15 protein-coding genes are annotated in these 16984 nt (G+C 73.7%); 10 read left to right on the top strand and 5 right to left on the bottom strand.

Going from position 1 to position 16984, the window contains the following annotated elements:
• Positions 1-41: 41 nt before the first annotated feature.
• From AC07FY_RS05865 to AC07FY_RS05855, 3 genes are read right to left on the bottom strand one after another with little or no spacing between them, the layout of a single operon-like run.
• On the bottom strand, positions 42-1007 hold the full coding sequence (locus AC07FY_RS05865) for an enoyl-CoA hydratase-related protein (protein ID WP_479000960.1): 966 nt from the start codon (positions 1005-1007) through the stop codon (positions 42-44).
• Complete coding sequence (locus AC07FY_RS05860) at positions 998-2233, bottom strand: hydroxymethylglutaryl-CoA synthase family protein (protein ID WP_479000957.1); 1236 nt, start codon at positions 2231-2233, stop codon at positions 998-1000. The genes AC07FY_RS05865 and AC07FY_RS05860 overlap by 10 nt, the downstream gene beginning before the upstream one ends.
• Positions 2234-3112, bottom strand: a complete 879-nt coding sequence (locus tag AC07FY_RS05855) for a DUF6039 family protein (RefSeq protein WP_479000954.1) — start codon at positions 3110-3112, stop codon at positions 2234-2236.
• 244 nt (positions 3113-3356) lie between these two features.
• Here AC07FY_RS05855 and AC07FY_RS05850 point away from each other — a divergent pair, with 244 nt between their 5' ends.
• From AC07FY_RS05850 to AC07FY_RS05825, 6 genes are all read left to right on the top strand, one after another.
• Positions 3357-4115 carry a class I SAM-dependent methyltransferase gene (locus AC07FY_RS05850; protein ID WP_479000951.1) on the top strand — a complete coding sequence of 253 codons (759 nt, stop codon included), beginning with the start codon at positions 3357-3359 and terminating at the stop codon, positions 4113-4115.
• Positions 4116-4132: 17 nt separating this feature from the next.
• Complete coding sequence (locus AC07FY_RS05845) at positions 4133-5668, top strand: class I adenylate-forming enzyme family protein (protein ID WP_479000948.1); 1536 nt, start codon at positions 4133-4135, stop codon at positions 5666-5668.
• 94 nt (positions 5669-5762) lie between these two features.
• Positions 5763-5930 carry a Trm112 family protein gene (locus tag AC07FY_RS05840; RefSeq protein WP_479000945.1) on the top strand — a complete coding sequence of 56 codons (168 nt, stop codon included), beginning with the start codon at positions 5763-5765 and terminating at the stop codon, positions 5928-5930.
• A gap of 8 nt (positions 5931-5938) precedes the next feature.
• Positions 5939-6679: a 4'-phosphopantetheinyl transferase family protein gene (locus tag AC07FY_RS05835; RefSeq protein WP_479000943.1), complete on the top strand. Its 741-nt coding sequence runs from the start codon at positions 5939-5941 to the stop codon at positions 6677-6679.
• A 59-nt stretch (positions 6680-6738) separates the two neighbouring features.
• A complete protein-coding gene (locus AC07FY_RS05830; protein ID WP_479000940.1) occupies positions 6739-7413 on the top strand; it encodes a TetR/AcrR family transcriptional regulator in 675 nt (224 codons plus the stop codon).
• 269 nt (positions 7414-7682) lie between these two features.
• Positions 7683-9203, top strand: coding sequence for an MFS transporter (locus AC07FY_RS05825; protein WP_479000937.1), 1521 nt, complete (start codon positions 7683-7685; stop codon positions 9201-9203).
• Between the two features lie 136 nt (positions 9204-9339).
• Here the strand turns inward: AC07FY_RS05825 and AC07FY_RS05820 are convergent, their stop codons facing one another.
• Complete coding sequence (locus AC07FY_RS05820; protein ID WP_479000935.1) at positions 9340-10551, bottom strand: glycosyltransferase; 1212 nt, start codon at positions 10549-10551, stop codon at positions 9340-9342.
• An 87-nt stretch (positions 10552-10638) separates the two neighbouring features.
• Positions 10639-11778, bottom strand: coding sequence for a winged helix DNA-binding domain-containing protein (locus tag AC07FY_RS05815; protein ID WP_479000933.1), 1140 nt, complete (start codon positions 11776-11778; stop codon positions 10639-10641).
• Between the two features lie 191 nt (positions 11779-11969).
• Between AC07FY_RS05815 and AC07FY_RS05810 the strand changes: the two genes are divergently transcribed.
• The 4 genes from AC07FY_RS05810 to AC07FY_RS05795 all read left to right on the top strand — a co-directional run bounded on the left by AC07FY_RS05810 (position 11970) and on the right by AC07FY_RS05795 (position 16949).
• The gene (locus AC07FY_RS05810; protein ID WP_479000930.1) at positions 11970-13415 is read left to right on the top strand and encodes an NDP-hexose 2,3-dehydratase family protein; all 1446 of its coding nucleotides are present in this window, start codon (positions 11970-11972) and stop codon (positions 13413-13415) included.
• A gap of 124 nt (positions 13416-13539) precedes the next feature.
• Positions 13540-14757 carry an acyltransferase family protein gene (locus AC07FY_RS05805; RefSeq protein WP_479000927.1) on the top strand — a complete coding sequence of 406 codons (1218 nt, stop codon included), beginning with the start codon at positions 13540-13542 and terminating at the stop codon, positions 14755-14757.
• Positions 14754-15752, top strand: a complete 999-nt coding sequence (locus AC07FY_RS05800; protein ID WP_479000924.1) for an NAD-dependent epimerase/dehydratase family protein — start codon at positions 14754-14756, stop codon at positions 15750-15752. Before AC07FY_RS05805 ends, AC07FY_RS05800 begins: the two co-directional genes overlap by 4 nt.
• A gap of 87 nt (positions 15753-15839) precedes the next feature.
• A complete protein-coding gene (locus AC07FY_RS05795) occupies positions 15840-16949 on the top strand; it encodes a DegT/DnrJ/EryC1/StrS family aminotransferase (protein ID WP_479000921.1) in 1110 nt (369 codons plus the stop codon).
• Positions 16950-16984: the final 35 nt, after the last annotated feature.

Genomic DNA, 16984 nt, shown 5'->3' with positions numbered 1-16984 from the left:
TGGAACGGCCGGGGCGCTGATCCGAGAAGACCCGGCCCCGGTCAGCGCGGGGCGGCGGGGGGGAGGTCCCGGCCCGGCCCGGCGGCGAGGTCGGCGAAGCCGGCGATCCGGTCGCGGACGCGGTCCGAGGACATCAGGCGGACGAACTCCTCCACCGCGGTCTGCCGGGTGTGCTCGTCGACGATCCACAGCCGGCGCATGTAGCGCTTGAGGTCGGCGACCGTCGCGGGGTCCAGCTTCGAGGCGCGGAAGAGCAGCCGGCGCAGCGCCGGTCCGGGGTCTTCGGCGAGTTCGTCGACGAGCCCGTGGACGGCGGCCTCCCGGGCGGCGACCGGCAGGGTGCCGAGCGCCATCGCGTAGGCCCGCTGGAAGCCGACCCGCCGGATCAGGAAGGGCAGGACGGAGCAGGGCAGCAGCCCCCAGAGCGCCTCGGGGAGGCTGAACCGGCTGCGGTCGGTGGCGTGCACGAAGTCGCTGGCGGCGACCAGCCCCACGCCGCCGCCGACCGCGTGGCCGTCCACCTGCGCCACCACGATCCTGCCGATGGTGGTGAGCCGCTCCAGGAGGGCGAAGTAGTCCTCGCCGCCCTTGCGGGTGTCCGGGACGTCCGCGCGCCGGTCGTCCGGCCCGGCCCGCCCGGCGCCCACACCCGCCTGCTCGGCGCCGGTCCCCGGCCGCCCGGCGTCGGCCCCCACCTGCCCGGAGCCGACCCCCGCCCGCCCGGCGTCCGACCCCGTCTGCCCGGCGTCGGCGGCCGCCACCCCGGAGAGGTCCATGCCGCTGCAGAAGGTGTCGCCCTCGGCCCGCAGGACGACCACCCTGCAGTCCCCGGTCCGTTCGGCGAGGTCGAGCGCGGCGCCGAGCTCCGCGATCAGCTCGGGGGTGATGCTGTTGCGCTCCGCGGGCCGGGTGAGCGTCACGGTCAGCCGGCCCCGTCCCCGGTCCTCCTCCACGCGCAGCGTCCGCCCGCCGGCCGGTCCCTGGGATGCGGTTCCCGTCAGCTCCACCGGTACCTCCGGTGGAAGGCGCTGATCTCGTCCAGGACGAGGAACCCGCGGCCGGCGAAGCCCTTCTCGTAGACCGGCCCGTAGCCGGCCGGGTCGAAGCGCTGGTCGCGTACGCCCGCCATGCGCAGGGAGCCGCCGTCCGCGAGCGTCTCGTACTCGGGCATCGAGAGCGGGTAGCGGTCCTCGATGGCGGCGCCGATGCCCAGGGCGGCGAGTTCCGCGCCGGCGCCCTCGGGCACCACCCCGCTGTAGAACTCCGAGGCGCAGCCTGAGCCGTACGAGAACATCCCGACCCGGCGGGGGCCGGCCTGCGGCCCGTCCTGGTCGATGAGCGAGCACAGGGCGAGGTAGAGGGCGGCGGAGTAGACGTTGCCGACCCGGGAGCAGTACGCGAGCGAGGCGGCGGTGCGCTGCTCGAAGTCGGCCTCGACGGCGGCCGTCCCGTAGCCCTTGAGCTTGCGCAGCATGGTGCGGTGCGCGGCCCGCACCATGCCGGCGAAGGGGGTGTGCAGGACGAGCCGGTCGAAGGTGGTGACGATGTCGGCCCCGACCACGCGCTCCGCGTAGTGCCGGTAGCTGTGCTCCAGGCAGGCCAGGTAGGAGAGCAGCGAGAGGTCGGAGTCGCCGGCTTCGAGGTCCGGGCGGGGGCGCAGGGTGTCCATCACCTCGTAGCTGTAGAAGCCGCTGGCACCCGGGTCGAGGGCGAGGATCCTCGGCCGGCCGCCGACGAGCATCGCCACCGCCCCGGCGCCCTGGGAGGGTTCCCAGTAGGTGTCGCGGGCGGCGGCGCTGGCCGCGTCGGCGGCGATGACCAGCGCCTTGGCGTCGGGGTCCGCGCCGACTTCGAGGAGGGCCGCGGCCGAGCGCAGGGCCGCGGTGCCGCCGTAGCAGGCGTGCTTGGTCTCGAAGGACCGGCATCGGCGGCCCAGTCCGAGCGCGTCGTGCACGTAGGTGCTGAGCGGTTTGCCGTAGTCCAGCCCGGACTCGGTGCCCACGACGACCAGTTCGATGCGGTCGCGTTCGGCCGGTGACAGCGCGTCGACCAGCGGCTTGGCCGCGTTGACGGCGTTGGTGACGGCGTCCTCGCAGGGCAGGTTGACCGACTTCTGCCGCATCATCAGGTTCCCGAAGCGGCGCATGTCCAGCCCGCGTGCCTCGAAGAGCGTGCGCACGTCCAGCGAGGCCCTGCCGACGTAGGCGTTGACCGCCTCGATGCCGACCTGCATCTAGCGGTCCGTGCCCGCGTGGTGCGGTACGAGGACCGTCTCGCGGAGGCTGCCGTCCAGGAACATCCGGCCCCAGGTGCCGCCGCCGCGGCCGGCGGGGATCCGCTCCCCCGTCAGGATCTCGCGGAACTTCGGATCCTCGCGCTCCAGTTCGACGATGAGGCGGTAGTCGTCGAGACCGCGCAGGTGGATCATCCAGTGGATGCGGTCCTGGGTGCCCCACTGCTCCTCGTAGAGGAACACGGTGGCGCGCCCGGCCAGCTTCTCGTTGATGCGGCTGAGCCAGGCGAAGGCGAAGTTCCGTCCCTCCTTGCGGTATTCGAACTTGACCTGCCCGGTGCGGTGGATGATCACGCCGGCGTTGGCGCTGTTGAGCTGCTCTTCCGGGAGCTGGCCGGTCTGGAAGCGGGCCGGCACCGCGAACAGGCCCCCCAGGTCCGCCTCTTCGTGGGCGTGCGTGAGCCCGTGCTGGGGGACGATCACCTTCTCGTGGAAGGACCCCTGGAGGAACATCCGCTCCCAGTTGCCGCCGCCCTGGTCGGCGAGCCGGTCGGAGCTGGCGACCTCCTGGAACTCCGTGTCGTGGTCGACCATTTCCAGCAGCTGGCCGTAGTCGTTGGGGGCCCGCATGTGGATGAGCCAGTGCAGTCGGTCCTGCGTTCCGAACAACTCCTCGTAGACCAGGGTGGTGGCATTCGGGTGCAGCGCCTTGTTGGTGAAGAATTGCAAGTCCCGCGCGAATGACCGGCCCTCGGTACGGAATTCGTAGGCGAGCTGTCCGACCCGGTGGATGATGAGTCCGGAATTGCCGGTGTGCAGCAACTGCTCGGGGGGTTCGGCGACCTGTCGGGCTGCCGGGGGAATGAACGACCATGCCATGAGGAGGAATTCCCTTCTGCCTGGTTCGGCGGATTGCACCGGCGGCCGATCCGCACGCCCGATTCCGCAGTGCGGCCACGCTAGCCGGGCCGGGAAACCGGGCTCTGCTCAATCTTGGGCAACGCCCCCCGGCACCGGATCGACTAGACTCCCGGGCCAAGCGGACCGCTCGGTCCTCTTGGCTCGGGACGTCGGCCGCGGCACCCCGCGGGCCCCGTCGGCCCCATGATTGGAGTGCGCCTTCATGACCTCTGTCACCAGCGAGTCCCTCCGGTTCGACAAGGACGCCGACGACTACGACGCCTACCACGGCGGCCTGGAGCGAGGCCGCAAGGCCGCCGAGGACCTCTCGCCGCATCTGCTTCCCGGCCCCGTCCTCGACATCGGCCTGGGTACCGGCCTGGTCGACGTGGGCCTCACGGAGCTCGGCCACTCGGTCCTCGGCGTGGACGTCGCGCCGCAGATGGCCGCCCGGGCCGAAAGCCGCCTGAACGGAAGGGTGGTGGTCGGCAACGCCCGGCACCTGCCGTTCGCCTCCGGCTCCCTGCCCAACGTGATCATGGTGCACGTGCTGCACGTGGTGGACGACATGGACCGCGTGCTCGCGGAGACCGCCCGGGTGCTCGCCCCCGGCGGCCGCCTGGTCACCGTGCACGGCGTCCCGGTCGCCGAGCCCGACGACCTGGTGGCGGCGGAGGCGCCGCTGGACGTGCTCAAGCCCACGGTGCCCGACACCCCGGAACGGCTCGCCAAGGCCGCCGCCAAGGCGGGGCTGCGGGTGCTGGAGGAGGCCTCGGTCAACCCGTACGAGATCGACCTGACACCGAACCAGTACGCGGACAGCATCGCGGGCCGGGTCTGGTCCTACCTCAAGGACGTCGGCGACGCGGACTGGCAGCGTCTGGTCGTCCCGGTGGTCGCGGCGCTGCGGGCGCTGCCGGACCCGGACCGCGAGCGGCACCAGGTGTGGCGGGTCCCGCTCACCGTGCTGGCGAAGAACTGAAGGGCCGGGGGGCGGACATGGGATCCAGCACGAGTACCGGACGGCCGCAGACCGGCCCTTCGGACGGCGCACCCGGCGGCACGCTCACCGACCTGCTGCGCGAGCGCGCGGCCACCGATCCGCAGGGCGTCGCGATCGTCGTCGACGGCCTGGAGCCGCTGACCTTCGGGGAGTGGGACCGGCGCGCCGACGCCGCGGCGCACGGCCTGCTGGGCTTCAAGGAGCCGCGCCTGCGGCGGATCGCCCTGTACTTCGGCGGGCTCGACTGGATCGACTACGCGGTCGCCTACCACGCGGCGCAGCGGGTCGGTGCGACCACCCTGCACCTCAACGACACGATGCCGGCCGACGAGATCGCGCACCGGCTGGCCGAGTGCGGGGTGAACGGCATCCTGCACGGCTCCGCGCTGACCCCGCCGGCGGGCTCCAGCGGCTGGACGGCCACCCTGGAGACCCTGGACACGGGGCGGCACGAGCCGCCGGTGGCCGCCGCGCCGCGGATCGACGGCATAGCCGACATCCTCTACACGTCGGGAACGACCGGCCGAGCCAAGGCCATCACGGTCACCCACGCGAACATGCTCTTCGGGCGGGCCAAGCCCACCATCGACACCCTCGGCAACGCGGACCACCTGCTGGCCGCGATGCCGTTGGGCACCTCCTCCAGCCAGGGCACGACCTCGCTGCCGCTGCTGTCCCGCAGCATCCTGCTGGTCGCCCCGCCCGAGGACCCGGAGCAGATCGCCACGCTGATCACCCGGTACGCCTGCGGATCCATCATGATCACGCCGGCGACCGCCCTGGCGCTCGTACGGGCGCGGGTGCACGAGCGGCACGACCTCAGCAGCGTCCACACCGTGACCACCGCATCGTCCGCCTTCCCGCCGGCCGTGGCCCGCGATCTGCTGGCCGCGCTCCCCGGCGCCTGCCTGGCGATGGCCTACACCTCGCTGGAGGCCTCACCGGCCGTCACCCTCCACCTGTTCGACCCGGAGAAGCCGCTCTCCATGGGCCGGCCCGCGCACGGGACCGAACTGCAGATCACCGGGGAGGACCAGCAGCCCCTGCCGGCCGGAGAGGTCGGCGAGATCTGGATGCGCACCGCCGCACCGAAGCGCCGCTACCTCGACACCGACCTCGACCAGCGCTTCAACATCGGCGACTGGACCCGGATGACCGACCTCGGGCGGGTGGACGAGCACGGCGAACTCACCTTCTTCGACCGGTCCGCGGACGCGGTGCGCTCCGGCGGCGCCCTGATATCCAGCATCGCCGTCGAGGCCGAGCTGTACGAGCACCCGGACGTCAAGGAGGTGGCGGTGATCGGCACGCCGGACCCGGAACTCGGCCAGGCCGTCACCGCGGTCCTGGTCCTGACCTCACCCGACCGACTCCCCGCGGTCCGGGCCTTCGCCGAGGCCCGGTTGCGCAAGCCGGAGGTACCGGCCCACTACGTCCTCACCGGCGCCCTGCCCCGCAGCTTCCTCGGCAAGGTCCTCAAACGCGAACTGCGGGCCCGCCACGGCCGTCCCGCGTCCGGCCCGCCGTCCTGACCCGGCCCGCCGTCCTGACCCGTCCGGCCGCCCGGCCCGGCCGGGCCGTCCGGCCGCCGCACCCGACCGCCGATCCACCACGAGGAGAGATCCGATGGCACTCGACCCCGCCCTGCTCGACGTACTCGGCTGCCCCGACCACCCCGACGCCGGCCTGCGGCACGACGCCGGAGCCGGGGCGCTGACCTGCCTGGACTGCGCCCGGGACTTCCCGATCGTGGGAGGCGTACCGGTCCTGCTCGCGCAGCAGCCGCAACGGTAACCGCTCCCGTGGACGGCGCGCCCTGCGACGTCTGGTGGGCCCGGACGGACTGGTTGCGGGCGGAACACCTGAGCGTGCTGAGTGCGACGGAGCACGAGCGACTGCGGCGTTTTCGCAACCCGGCCGACCGGGAGCGCTCCGCCCTGGGAGCCGTCCTGCTGCGGGCGGTCGCGGCGGCGGCGCTCGGGTCGGCGCCGGACGCGGTGGGCGTGGACCGCTTCTGCCCCTCGTGCCCCGGGCAGCACGGAAGGCCCGTCCTGCCCGGGACCGGGCTGCACGTGTCGACCAGCCACTCCGGCGCGTTCGTGGTGGTGGCGGCGACCCGGGCCGGACCGGTCGGGGTGGACGTCGAGGAGGAACCGGGCGGGCTCGGCCGGGACTTCCGCGGTGGCGCCACCCTGGGCCCGGCGGAGGCCGCCGGCACCTCGGACGCGGCCGGGTTCGTCCGCTGCTGGGCGCGCAAGGAGGCGCTGCTCAAGGCCGTCGGCGTGGGGCTGACGGTGCCGCTCGCCGAGGTCGACCTGGGGCCCCCGGGCGAGCCGCCGCGGCTGCGCCGGTTCCCCGGGTCCCGGCCCGACCGGGTGTTCCTGACCGACCTGCCGGCGGCGGAGGGGTACGCGGGAGCGGTGTGCGTCCTCGCCCCGGGCCGGATCCCGGTCAGGCACCATGATGCGGAGCCCCTGCTGCACGCGGTCGGGGCGCCCTCAGCCACCGGCGGGTCCCTCCCGCCGGGCGGGCGGGTCCGGTGACCCGCGCCGTCCGGCGGGAGGGACCGGCCGGAACCCACCACCAGGGAGGACCCCGCACCGTGTCCAGCACTTCCGCATCCGGCGCCCCGGCCACGCGGTCGCGCGCCGATGCCGTCCGCAACCAGCGGCTGCTCGTCGACGCGGCCGCCCGCTCGTTCGCCGAGGGCGGCCTCGGCATCCCCGTGTCGCAGATCGTCCGGGAGGCGGGCCTGGGCAAGGGGACGGCGTTCCGCTGCTTCTCCTCCAAGGACCAGCTGGTCGCCGCCATCGCCGTCGAACGGCTGGAGGAACTGACGGCGCTGACCCTCACCCTGGCCGACGACGAGGACGCCGGGAGGGCCCTGTACTCCTTCATGCGGGCGGCGGCGCGCCTGTACGCCGCGGACCGGGGGTTCTTCGAGTCGCTCTCGCTGGCCCCGCACGCCCACGCCGACGTGCTGGCGGCCGAGGAGAAGCTCACCGACGCGGTGACCGACGTACTGCGCCGGGCCCGGGACCAGGGCGCGGTGCGGGCCGACATCACCACCGTGGACGTCATGCTGCTGCTCGGCGGCGTCCGGCAGGCGGCCGCCCCGCTCCGCGCCGACCAGCCCGACCTGTGGCAGCGCTACCTCGACGTCATCTACGACGGGCTCCGCCCCCCGCCGCCCGGCGCCCCGGACCGGCCCTACGCCGTGGCCGCGCCCTCGCCGGCCGACTACCGGCGGGCGGTGGAGGCACTCGGAGCACCATGACGGGCCCGCCCCGGCGATGTCCGGGGCGCCATCCGCACCCCGCCCACTCCAACCCGCCCCTCCCGCCCACCCCTTCACGCCACCACCCCTTCATCGCGCCGCCGGCGGCACCCGTCCGGTACCGCCGGCCCGACCGCCCGCACGACCCCCCGTCATCACCGTCCACATCTGTCTCGAATAAACGGACCAGGAGGTCCGCTTACGATGTTACGATCCCGCGGAACCGGCCTCGCCGGGTCCACCGACCTGCTGTTCTGTCAGGAGCGCCCGTGACCACCTCACCCGCCCAAGGCACCTCGTCGAGCCCTGCACCAGCACTGTCCGGACCGGGCGGCCGACCCGCACTGATCATCGTGTTCCTGTGCCTCGCCGACCTGATGGTCGTGCTGGACGCGACGATCGTGAACGTGGCCCTGCCGTCGATCAATTCCGGCCTCCACATGTCACCGGGCGACCTCCAGTGGGTCGTGAACGTCTATGCGCTGATGTTCGGCGGCTTCCTGATCCTCAACGGCCGGCTCGGCGACCTCTTCGGCCGCAAGCGGCTGCTGCTGGCCGGCGTCGTCCTGTTCACGGTCTCCTCCGCGGTCAACGGCCTGGCGACCGACGCGACCGTACTGATCGTCGGTCGCGGGGTCCAGGGCCTGGCCGGTGCGATGATCGCGCCCGCCGGACTCTCCATCATCAACACCTCCTTCAAGGACGCCTCGCTGCGGACGAAGGCGCTGGCGGCATGGGGGACCATCGCCGCGGCGGGCGGCGCGCTCGGCCTGCTCCTCGGCGGGCTGCTGACCGCCTCGCTGTCCTGGCACTGGATCTTCTTCATCAACATCCCGGTCGGCGCCGCCGTCCTGCTCGGCTCGCGCTTCATCCCCGACTCCCGGGTCACCGAGGGCGACCGGTCGGTCGACGTGGTCGGTGCGGTCAGCATCACCGGCGGCCTGCTGCTGCTCGTGTACGCCCTGAGCAACGGCGGTGCGTGGGGCTGGACTTCCGGCCGCACCCTGCTGGCGGCGGCCGGCACGGCGGTCCTGCTGGCCGTGTTCGTGGTGGCCTCCCTGCGCAGCCGCGCCCCGATCGTCCGGTTCGGGATCTTCCGGATCCGTTCGCTGGCCGTCGCCGACCTCGTCCTGCTGATGCTCACCTCCGGCATCTTCTCCATGTTCTTCTTCTCCTCCCTGTACCTCCAGGGCGTCCTCGCCTACAGCCCGTTGCGGGCCGGCCTGGCCTTCCTGCCCGCCGCCATCGGTGTGATGGTGGGCGCCACCATCGCCCAGCCGACGGTCGGCAAGCTGGGACCGGTCCCGGTCGGTACGACGGGTCTGGCGCTCGGGGCCGGCGGCATGCTGCTGCTGTCCCGCCTGCCGGAGAACGGCAGTTACGCCGGCGACCTGCTGCCCGGTCTGCTGATGCTCTCCGTCGGCCTGGGCATCGCGTTCGTCCCCGTCACCCTGCTCGCCACGTCCGGCGTGCCGGAGTCGGACGCCGGTCTGGCCTCCGGCCTGTACCAGACCGTCCAGGAGATCGGCGGCGCGGTGGGCCTCGCCGTGCTGTCGGCCATCGCGGTACGCCAGGCCGCCTCCCAGCTCGGCGAGAACCCCTCCCCGGACACCGCTGCCCAACTGGCGGCCCAGGTCTCCGGATTCCGCGCCGCGTTCGCGGTCGGGGCCCTGCTGCTGCTCGTCGGCGCCGTCCTGTTCGCCGCCCTGCTGCGCAAGCGGCACGTCGAAGCGGCGCTCCAGGAACTGACCCAGTCCACCGAGAAGGAACCGGCGGGCAAGCCCGCCTGACACCGGCCGGCACCCCGCACGCAGGCGGCAGGCCCGTGACCGAGTCCCGGTCACGGGCCTGCCGCCGTCCGCCCGTCACGGGACCGGCGTCGTCCGGCGGAAGAGCGGCGGCCCCGGGCGGGGCGGCGGGCCGCGCTCAGTGCTCCGGCAGGCTCTCCCCCGCGGCCAGCAGCTCCAGCAGTCCGACCGCCTCGGCGGGCCCCGGGAGATCGCGCAGTTCGGCCCGCAGGCGCTCGGTGTTCTCGCGGTGGATCCCGTCCGACAGCACCTCCCTCGCCGCGGCGCGCACCGCTTCCGGCGTCAGCGTCGCCGGGTCGACGAAGCGGCCGATGCGCAGTTCCTCGACCCGGCGCGCGTTGTCGGGGTGGTCACCGAGGAAGGGGATGACCACCTGCGGGACGCCGGCGTCCAGGGCCCCCACGACGGTGTTGAACCCGCCGTGGGTGACGGCGAGCGCGCAGTGCGGCAGCAGCAGGCTCTGCGGGATGTAGCGCTCGACCCTGATGTTCGCCGGGAGCGGCCCCAGTTCCGCCGGATCGCTGTCGCGGTCGGTGGTGGCGATGACGTTCACCGGCTCCCCGTCGAACGCGGCCAGCACCCGGCCGAACAGGCCGGGGAAGGCCCCGGGCACCCAGCGGTTCGCGATCGTCCCGAACGTCACGTAGACGGTCGGGCGGTCCGGCAGCCCGGCCACCCAGGCGGGCAGCTCCTCGTCCTCGGCCCGGTCGAAGGGCATCGGCCGCAGGGCCCGCATGGTGCGCGGCCGGTACTGCCCCGGGTGGAGGTAGCCGGGCGGGGCGCAGCACAGGTGCAGGTGGCGGTGGAGCATCCGCTCCTCGGGGTCGGGGGCGAGACCGGCCTCCTCGCGGGCCCGTGCCAGTTCCTCGGTGATGAGGTCGCGCAGCGGCCGCATGTCGTACAGCGGGGTGGTGTCGAGCGCGGCGTGCGGCACGCCGAGGACCTCGGCGGCCACCGCGCCGCCCACCTCGTAGCTGTCGCGCACGATCACGTCGGGTCGCCAGTCCTTCGCCAGGGCGAGGAGGTCGGGGACCATCCGCCGGGTCCGGACGCCGTACAGGATGCGCGCGATCGCGATCCGGTCCATCTCCACACCGTGCGGTGCCAGGCCGCGGGCGCTCTCCTTGATCCGGAGGAACTCGGCGTCGCCGTCGCCGTCGCGTCCGAGGCCGGCCGGGAAGCCGCGCAGCCCCATCGCCTCGACGGCCGGCAGCATCGACTTGCCGGTGGCGAAGGCCACGTCGTGGCCCGCCGCCCGGGCGGCGGCGGCGAGCGGTACGAGCGGATGGAAGTGCCCGGGGGCCGGTGTCGTCGTGAACAGCACACGCATCGAGGACTCCTCAGCAGTCGGTTCCCAGGTGTGTACCGCCCTGCCCGGCTCCCGCGCTGCTCAGTTGTGCCCAGTCGGCGGTCCCGTTCAGTCGGCCACCACGACGTGCGCCGGGCCGTCCGGCACGCACACGGGCAGGAGCCGCTCGGCCTCCGCCACCAGCTCGGCGGTCACGGTGCGCGGCAGTGCACGCAGCGGGGTGAGGGTGAGCACCGCCTCCCGCCGCTTGCGGTCCAGGGACCACACCCCGGACACCGTGCCGTCCACCAGGAACGTCGGCCGCAGCTGCAGGTTGGCCTTCGCGTACACCGCGTCGCGGTACGCGTCGGGCAGGATCCGGGTCCGCCGCTTCGGCGCGTACGCGAGCAGCGTGCTGTCGAACCAGGGCAGCAGGCGCACCGGGACCGGCTCGCCGGCCGGTGGCCGGGGGGCGTCCGGCAGGTCGTAGAGGAGTTGCCCGCCCTCGTCCTTGAACACCTCCAGCCGGTCCTCCAGGGACTTCAGCAGGGTTTTGACGGGGGTGACCTTCGCCCCGATCCACTGGGCGACATCGGCGGCCGCGGCCGGTCCGAACGCCCGCAGGTGGCGCAGGACCACCTCCCGCAGCGCCTCCTCGGGCGCGGGCGGACCTCCGGCCGGTACGGGAGCCGCGATCACCCCCTCGGGTACGCCCTGGTCCCACACCCCGTCGGCCGGCGAGCGCGTGACGGCCACGGTCGAGCGGAACGGCCGCCACTTGTAGGTGCGCTGGAACTCGAGCTCGGCCGGATCGAGCGCCTCGGGGTGGGCGGCCACCCACTTCTCGATCCAGTCCGTGACCTCCTCCGGGGAGCGCGCCACGGATCCGGCGAACCGCGCCAGGCCCTCCCTGAACCGGTCCGCCGCGGGATCCGACGTGCCGCGGGTCCGGCGCCAGGTGTCGTCCCCGGCGGCCACCACGACGGCGGCGTACGCGGCGTGCTCGGCCGGGGTCACCAGGTGCAGGGTGCGCCGCAGCAGCGTGCCCACCACCAGGGTCCGCTGCTCCAGGGCGTCGCGCACGCTGCCGGCCTCCACTCCGCGCACGCGGGTCCACAGCGCGACCGGCAGCGCCGGCCCGTACTGCGCCTGGACGGCGCCGACGGCCTCGACCGCCCGCGGCAGCGGCAGGTCGAGCCGCTCCAGCAGGCCCTGCCTGGCCAGCAGCGCCCGGTTCAGTTCACGGTCCGTCAACGTCTGTGGAGTCACGACCCATCCCGTCCTGCGGAAGTCTGCCGCGACGCAGCCTAGCGCCGGCGGGCCGTGGGGGAGGCGTGACCGGGGAAGCCCGCAGCGGCGGCGCGCGAATGCGCAATTGTGTCTATCCGGCGTCCCTTGGCCGCTCCTAGGTTCTCGCACTGACTCGCCCGTCGGAGCACCGTGGGAGATGCGGAGAAGCCATGGAAGAGTTGTCGCCGGCTCTGTCGGTCAGCCGCCCGCCGTCCGGCGGACGGGAGCTGCCCCTCGCGCAGCGCTTCATGCTCTCCCTGGCGGCCGAGGACAGCACGCGGTTCCCGATGAGCGCGTTCCACACCTGGTTCGCCGAGCGCTGCGCGCGCCGGTTCAAGGTCTCCCGGATCCCCTTCGATGCGCTGGAGGAGTGGTACACCGAACTCGGAACCGGCAACCTGCGGCACCGCACCGGCCGGTTCTTCTCGATCGAGGGGCTGCGCGCGGAGGACGGCGACCGCCTCGAGGCGGGCGCGGCCCGGCCGATCATCGTGCAGCCCGAGATCGGCACCCTCGGCCTGCTGGTGCGCGAGTTCGACGGCGTCCTGCACTTCCTGATGCAGGCGAAGATGGAGCCGGGGAACATCAACACCGTGCAGCTGTCGCCGACCGTGCAGGCGACCCGCAGCAACTACACGCAGGCGCACGGCGGATCGGTCGTGCGGTACTTGGAGTACTTCGCCCGGCCGGGCCGGGCCGAGGTGCTGGTGGACCTGCTGCAGTCCGAGCACGCCTCCTACTTCCTGCACAAGCGCAACCGCCACATGGTGGTGGAGACCTTCGAGGACGTGCCGGCGCACGAGGACTTCCATTGGCTGACGCTCGGCCAACTCCGCTCGCTCCTGCGGCAGGAGCACGTGGTCAACATGGACTCGAGGACGGTCCTGTCCTGCGTTCCGGTCGACTCCGCCGGCTTCACGCCGGTGGGCGGCGCCGCCGGGCCGGACGGCGGATTCGGCGCCGGTGTGCTGCACTCGCTCAGCCCTGCGGCGCGCCCCCGGCACACCCTGGCCGAACTGACCCGGTGGCTGACCGACATGCGGGCCGGCGCGCCCGGTTCGGTGCGCCGGGTGCCCCTGAGCGACACCGAGGCGGCGGGCTGGGTGCGCACCGCGGACAGCATCGCCCTGGGCGAGGGCGGGCCGTTCGGTGTCATCGGGGCGCAGGTCGAGGCGGGCAACCGCGAGGTGCCCTCCTGGTCCCAGCCGCTGCTGGAGCCGACCGGGGTCGCGGTGCACGCCTTCCTGGCCGCCCGGCTCGACGGTGTCCTGCACGTCCTGCTCCAGGCGTACGAGGAGGCGGGGTCGCTCAACGGCCCGGAGCTGGCGCCGACCGTCCAGTGCCTGCCCGGGGAGCGCTCCCGCTACCTCGACGCGGTGCTGACCGCCCCCGCCGGGCGGGTGCACTACGACGTCCTGCAGTCGGAGGAGGGCGGCCGCTTCCACCGGGCGGAGAGCCGCAACATGCTGGTCGAGGCCCCGGAGGGGTTCCCCGTCGAGCAGCCCCCCGAGTACCGCTGGGCGACCCTCGACCAGCTGGCCCGGATGACCCGGTTCGGCCACCACGTCAACATCCAGGCCCGGACGCTGCTCGCCTGCCTCCCCAGCGCGTGGTGACCCCGCCGCCCCGGCCTGGCGGACCGCGGGTCGCGGCGCGCCTGCTCCCGCTCCCGCTCCGCCCCCTCCCCCATCGAGCACCCGAGCACGCCGAGCACGCCGCGCACCCCGAGGAGACCAGACCATGACCGAACCACCGGCGAGAGACCTGGCCGGACCCCGGCCACCCACCGGGTCGGCCCCCGCGTCCGGGCGGGCGGTGGGCGACCCGGGCCGCCCCGTACTGCCCGCCCGGCTCGACACGCTCACCGGCCTGCGGTTCGTCGCCGCCCTGCTGGTCTTCCTGTACCACTCCTTCGTCGAGGTCAGGTTCGTCAGCGGCGGCACCGGCGAGTGGCTGCACGCGGCCACGGACCGGGGCGGCAGCTACGGCGTGGGGTTCTTCTTCGTCCTCAGCGGCTTCGTCCTGACCTGGTCCTACCGGCCGGACACCGCACGCGGCCTGTTCCTGCGGCGGCGGCTCGCCAAGATCTTCCCGAACCACCTGGTCACCCTCGCGGCCGCGGTCCTGCTGACCGTCGGCACCGGCACGGCCCTCGGCGTCAAGGACTGGCTCCCCAACTTCCTCCTCGTGCAGTCCTGGTGGCCTGACCCGCTGGTCGCCTCCTCCGGCAACCCGGTCAGCTGGACGCTCTCCTGCGAGCTGCTGTTCTACCTCGCCTTCCCGTTCCTGCTGGCGGCGATCGAGCGGATCCCGCGCGGGCTCCTGTGGCCGGCGGCCGTGACGGTCGTCGCCCTGTGCGCGGGCGCGGCCCTGGTCGGCCGGTACGTGATCTCCAACGAGCCGGCCCTGCCGTATCCGGGCTTCGAGTCGATGTCCTACCACCAGGTGTGGTTCGTCTACTTCTTCCCGCCCGTGCGGATGCTCGACTTCGTCCTCGGCATCGTCGTCGCCCGGCTGGTGCTGACCGGCCAGTGGGTGCGCGTCGGCATGCTGCCCGCCCTCGGCCTGGCGGTCGCGGGGTACGTGGTCTCCACGTACTCCGCGTACCTGCTGGGCGTGGGCGGCATCGCCTCGGTGTGGCTGGTGCCGCTGATCGCCGCTGCCGCGACCGCCGACGCCCGCGGCACGGCCTCCGTGCTGCGCGGGCCGGTCTGGGTCCGGCTCGGCGAACTGTCCTTCGCCTTCTACATGGTGCACTACCTGGTGCTCACCCAGCTGAGGAAGGCGCTGGGCCCCGAGTGGACCTCCTCACTCGGTGTCGAGCTGCTGGTCGTCCTGCTGGGCCTCGGGCTCTCGCTCGGCCTGGCCTGGCTCCTGCACACGCTGGTGGAACGCCCGGTGACCGCGCTGGCGGGCCGGAGGCGCGCCCCCGCGGACACCCGGACGCAGCCGGTATGACGGCCTCCCTCCCCCTCCCGCCGGAGGCTCCGCTGATCACCGTGCTGGGCGCCTCGGGCTTCGTCGGTTCCGCGGTCACCGCGGCCTTCAGCCGGCTCCCGGTGCGGCTGCGGGCGGTGGCCCGCAGGCCGAGCAGCGTGCCCGCGGGCGCCGCCCGCACGGAGGTCCGCACGGCCGACCTCACCGACCCCGGAGCCCTCGCCCGGGCGGTGTCCGGATCGGACGTGGTCGTCTCGCTGGTCAGCCACAGCGACGGGTGGCGGGCGGCCGGCACGGGCAGCAGCCCCGAGTCCGTCAACGTCGGGGTGATGGGCTCCCTGGTCGAGGTGCTCAGGCCACGGCGGCCGGGCGGCCCGCCCCCGCTGGTCCTCTACTCGGGCGCCGCGTCGCAGACGGGGGTGCCGCGGCGCGAACCGATCGACGGGAGCGAACCCGACCGGCCGGAGACGGAGTACGACCGCCAGAAGCTGCGTGCCGAGGAACTGCTCAAGGAGGCCACCGCCGCCGGGACGCTGCGGGGGGCAAGCCTGCGTCTGCCGACGGTGTTCGGCCGGCCCGCCGCCCCCGGGGCGGCCGACCGGGGCGTGGTGTCGTTCATGGTCCGGCGCGCGCTGGCCGGCGAAGCGCTCACCCTGTGGCACGACGGCACCGTGCGGCGCGACCTGGTGTGCGTCGAGGACGTCGCCCGGGCCTTCCTGGCCGCCGTGGAACACCCCGACGCACTGGTCGGCGACCACTGGCTGCTCGGCTCGGGGCGGGGCGAACCGCTCGGGGACGTCTTCCGGACGATCGCCCGGCTCGTGGCCGAGCGGACCGGCCTGCCCCCCGTGCCGGTGCTCTCCACCGAGCCGCCCGCGCACGCTCCGGCGACCGACTTCCGCAGCGTCACCATCGACTCCACCGCGTTCCGCGAGGCAACCGGCTGGCGGCCCCGCGTACCGCTGGAGGAGGGCCTGCGGGCCACCGTCGCCGCCCTGGCCGAAGCCCGCGCCTGAAACGGCGGGGGCGGCGCCCCGCGGAGCCCCGGCCCCCGGCCGGTCCCGGCAGGGGGCACCGTACGGACAGAAACGGACGGAACAGGTATGACGATCAGGGTGTGGGACTACCTCCTCGAGTACGAGAACGAGCGCGCGGACCTGCTCGACGCCGTCGACTCGGTCTTCAGGTCGGGTCAGCTGGTGTTCGGCGCCAGCATGCGCGCCTTCGAGGAGGAGTTCGCCGCCTACCACGGCTCCGGGTCCTGCGTGAGCGTGGACAACGGCACCAACGCCGTCAAACTCGGCCTGCAGGCCCTCGGTGTCGGTCCGGGAGACGAGGTGATCACCGTCTCCAACACCGCGGCCCCCACAGTGCTCGCCATCGACGCGGTCGGCGCGACCCCGGTCTTCGTGGACGTGGACCCGGACAGCTACCTGATGGACACCTCACAGGTCGCGGCGGCGGTCACCGGCCGCACCCGGGCCCTGCTGCCCGTGCACCTCTACGGGCAGTGCGTCGACCTGGCGCCCCTGGAGGAACTGGCCGCCGCCCACGGCCTGAAGCTGCTGGAGGACTGCGCGCAGGCGCACGGAGCCCGCCGCAACGGCCGGGTGGCGGGCTCCACCGGCGACGCGGCGGCCTTCTCCTTCTATCCGACGAAGGTCCTCGGCGCCTACGGCGACGGCGGGGCGGTGCTCACCTCCGACGAGGAGACCGCCGCGCGGTTGCGCCGGCTGCGCTACTACGGCATGGAGGAGCGCTACTACGTCGTCGAGACGCCCGGCCACAACGCGCGGCTGGACGAGCTCCAGGCGGAGATCCTGCGCCGCAAGCTCCGCCGGCTGGACGGCTACGTGGCGGCCCGGCGGGCCGTCGCCGCACGGTACGCCGAGGGCCTCGGCGACACCGAGCTGGTGCTGCCCGGGACCGCGGCGGGCAACGAGCACGTCTACTACGTCTACGTGGTCCGCCATCCGCGGCGCGATGCGATCCTCGAAGCCCTGACCTCCCACGGCATCGCGCTGAACGTCAGCTATCCCTGGCCGGTGCACACCATGAGCGGTTTCGCCCACCTCGGCTACGGCAAGGGCGCGCTGCCGGTGACCGAGGAGCTGGCCGGGCAGATCTTCTCGCTGCCCATGTACCCGTCCCTGACGCCGGAGGTGCAGGACCGGGTGATCGCCGCCGTCCGCGAGGTCCTGCTGAAGGTGTGACCCGGTGGGCGACCGCTCCCGGCGGCGCCCCCGCC

This window comes from Streptomyces sp. NPDC045967 (assembly GCF_056430495.1).
Note: the sequence above shows the minus strand (reverse complement) of the source record. Positions and strands in the feature narration are given on the sequence as shown.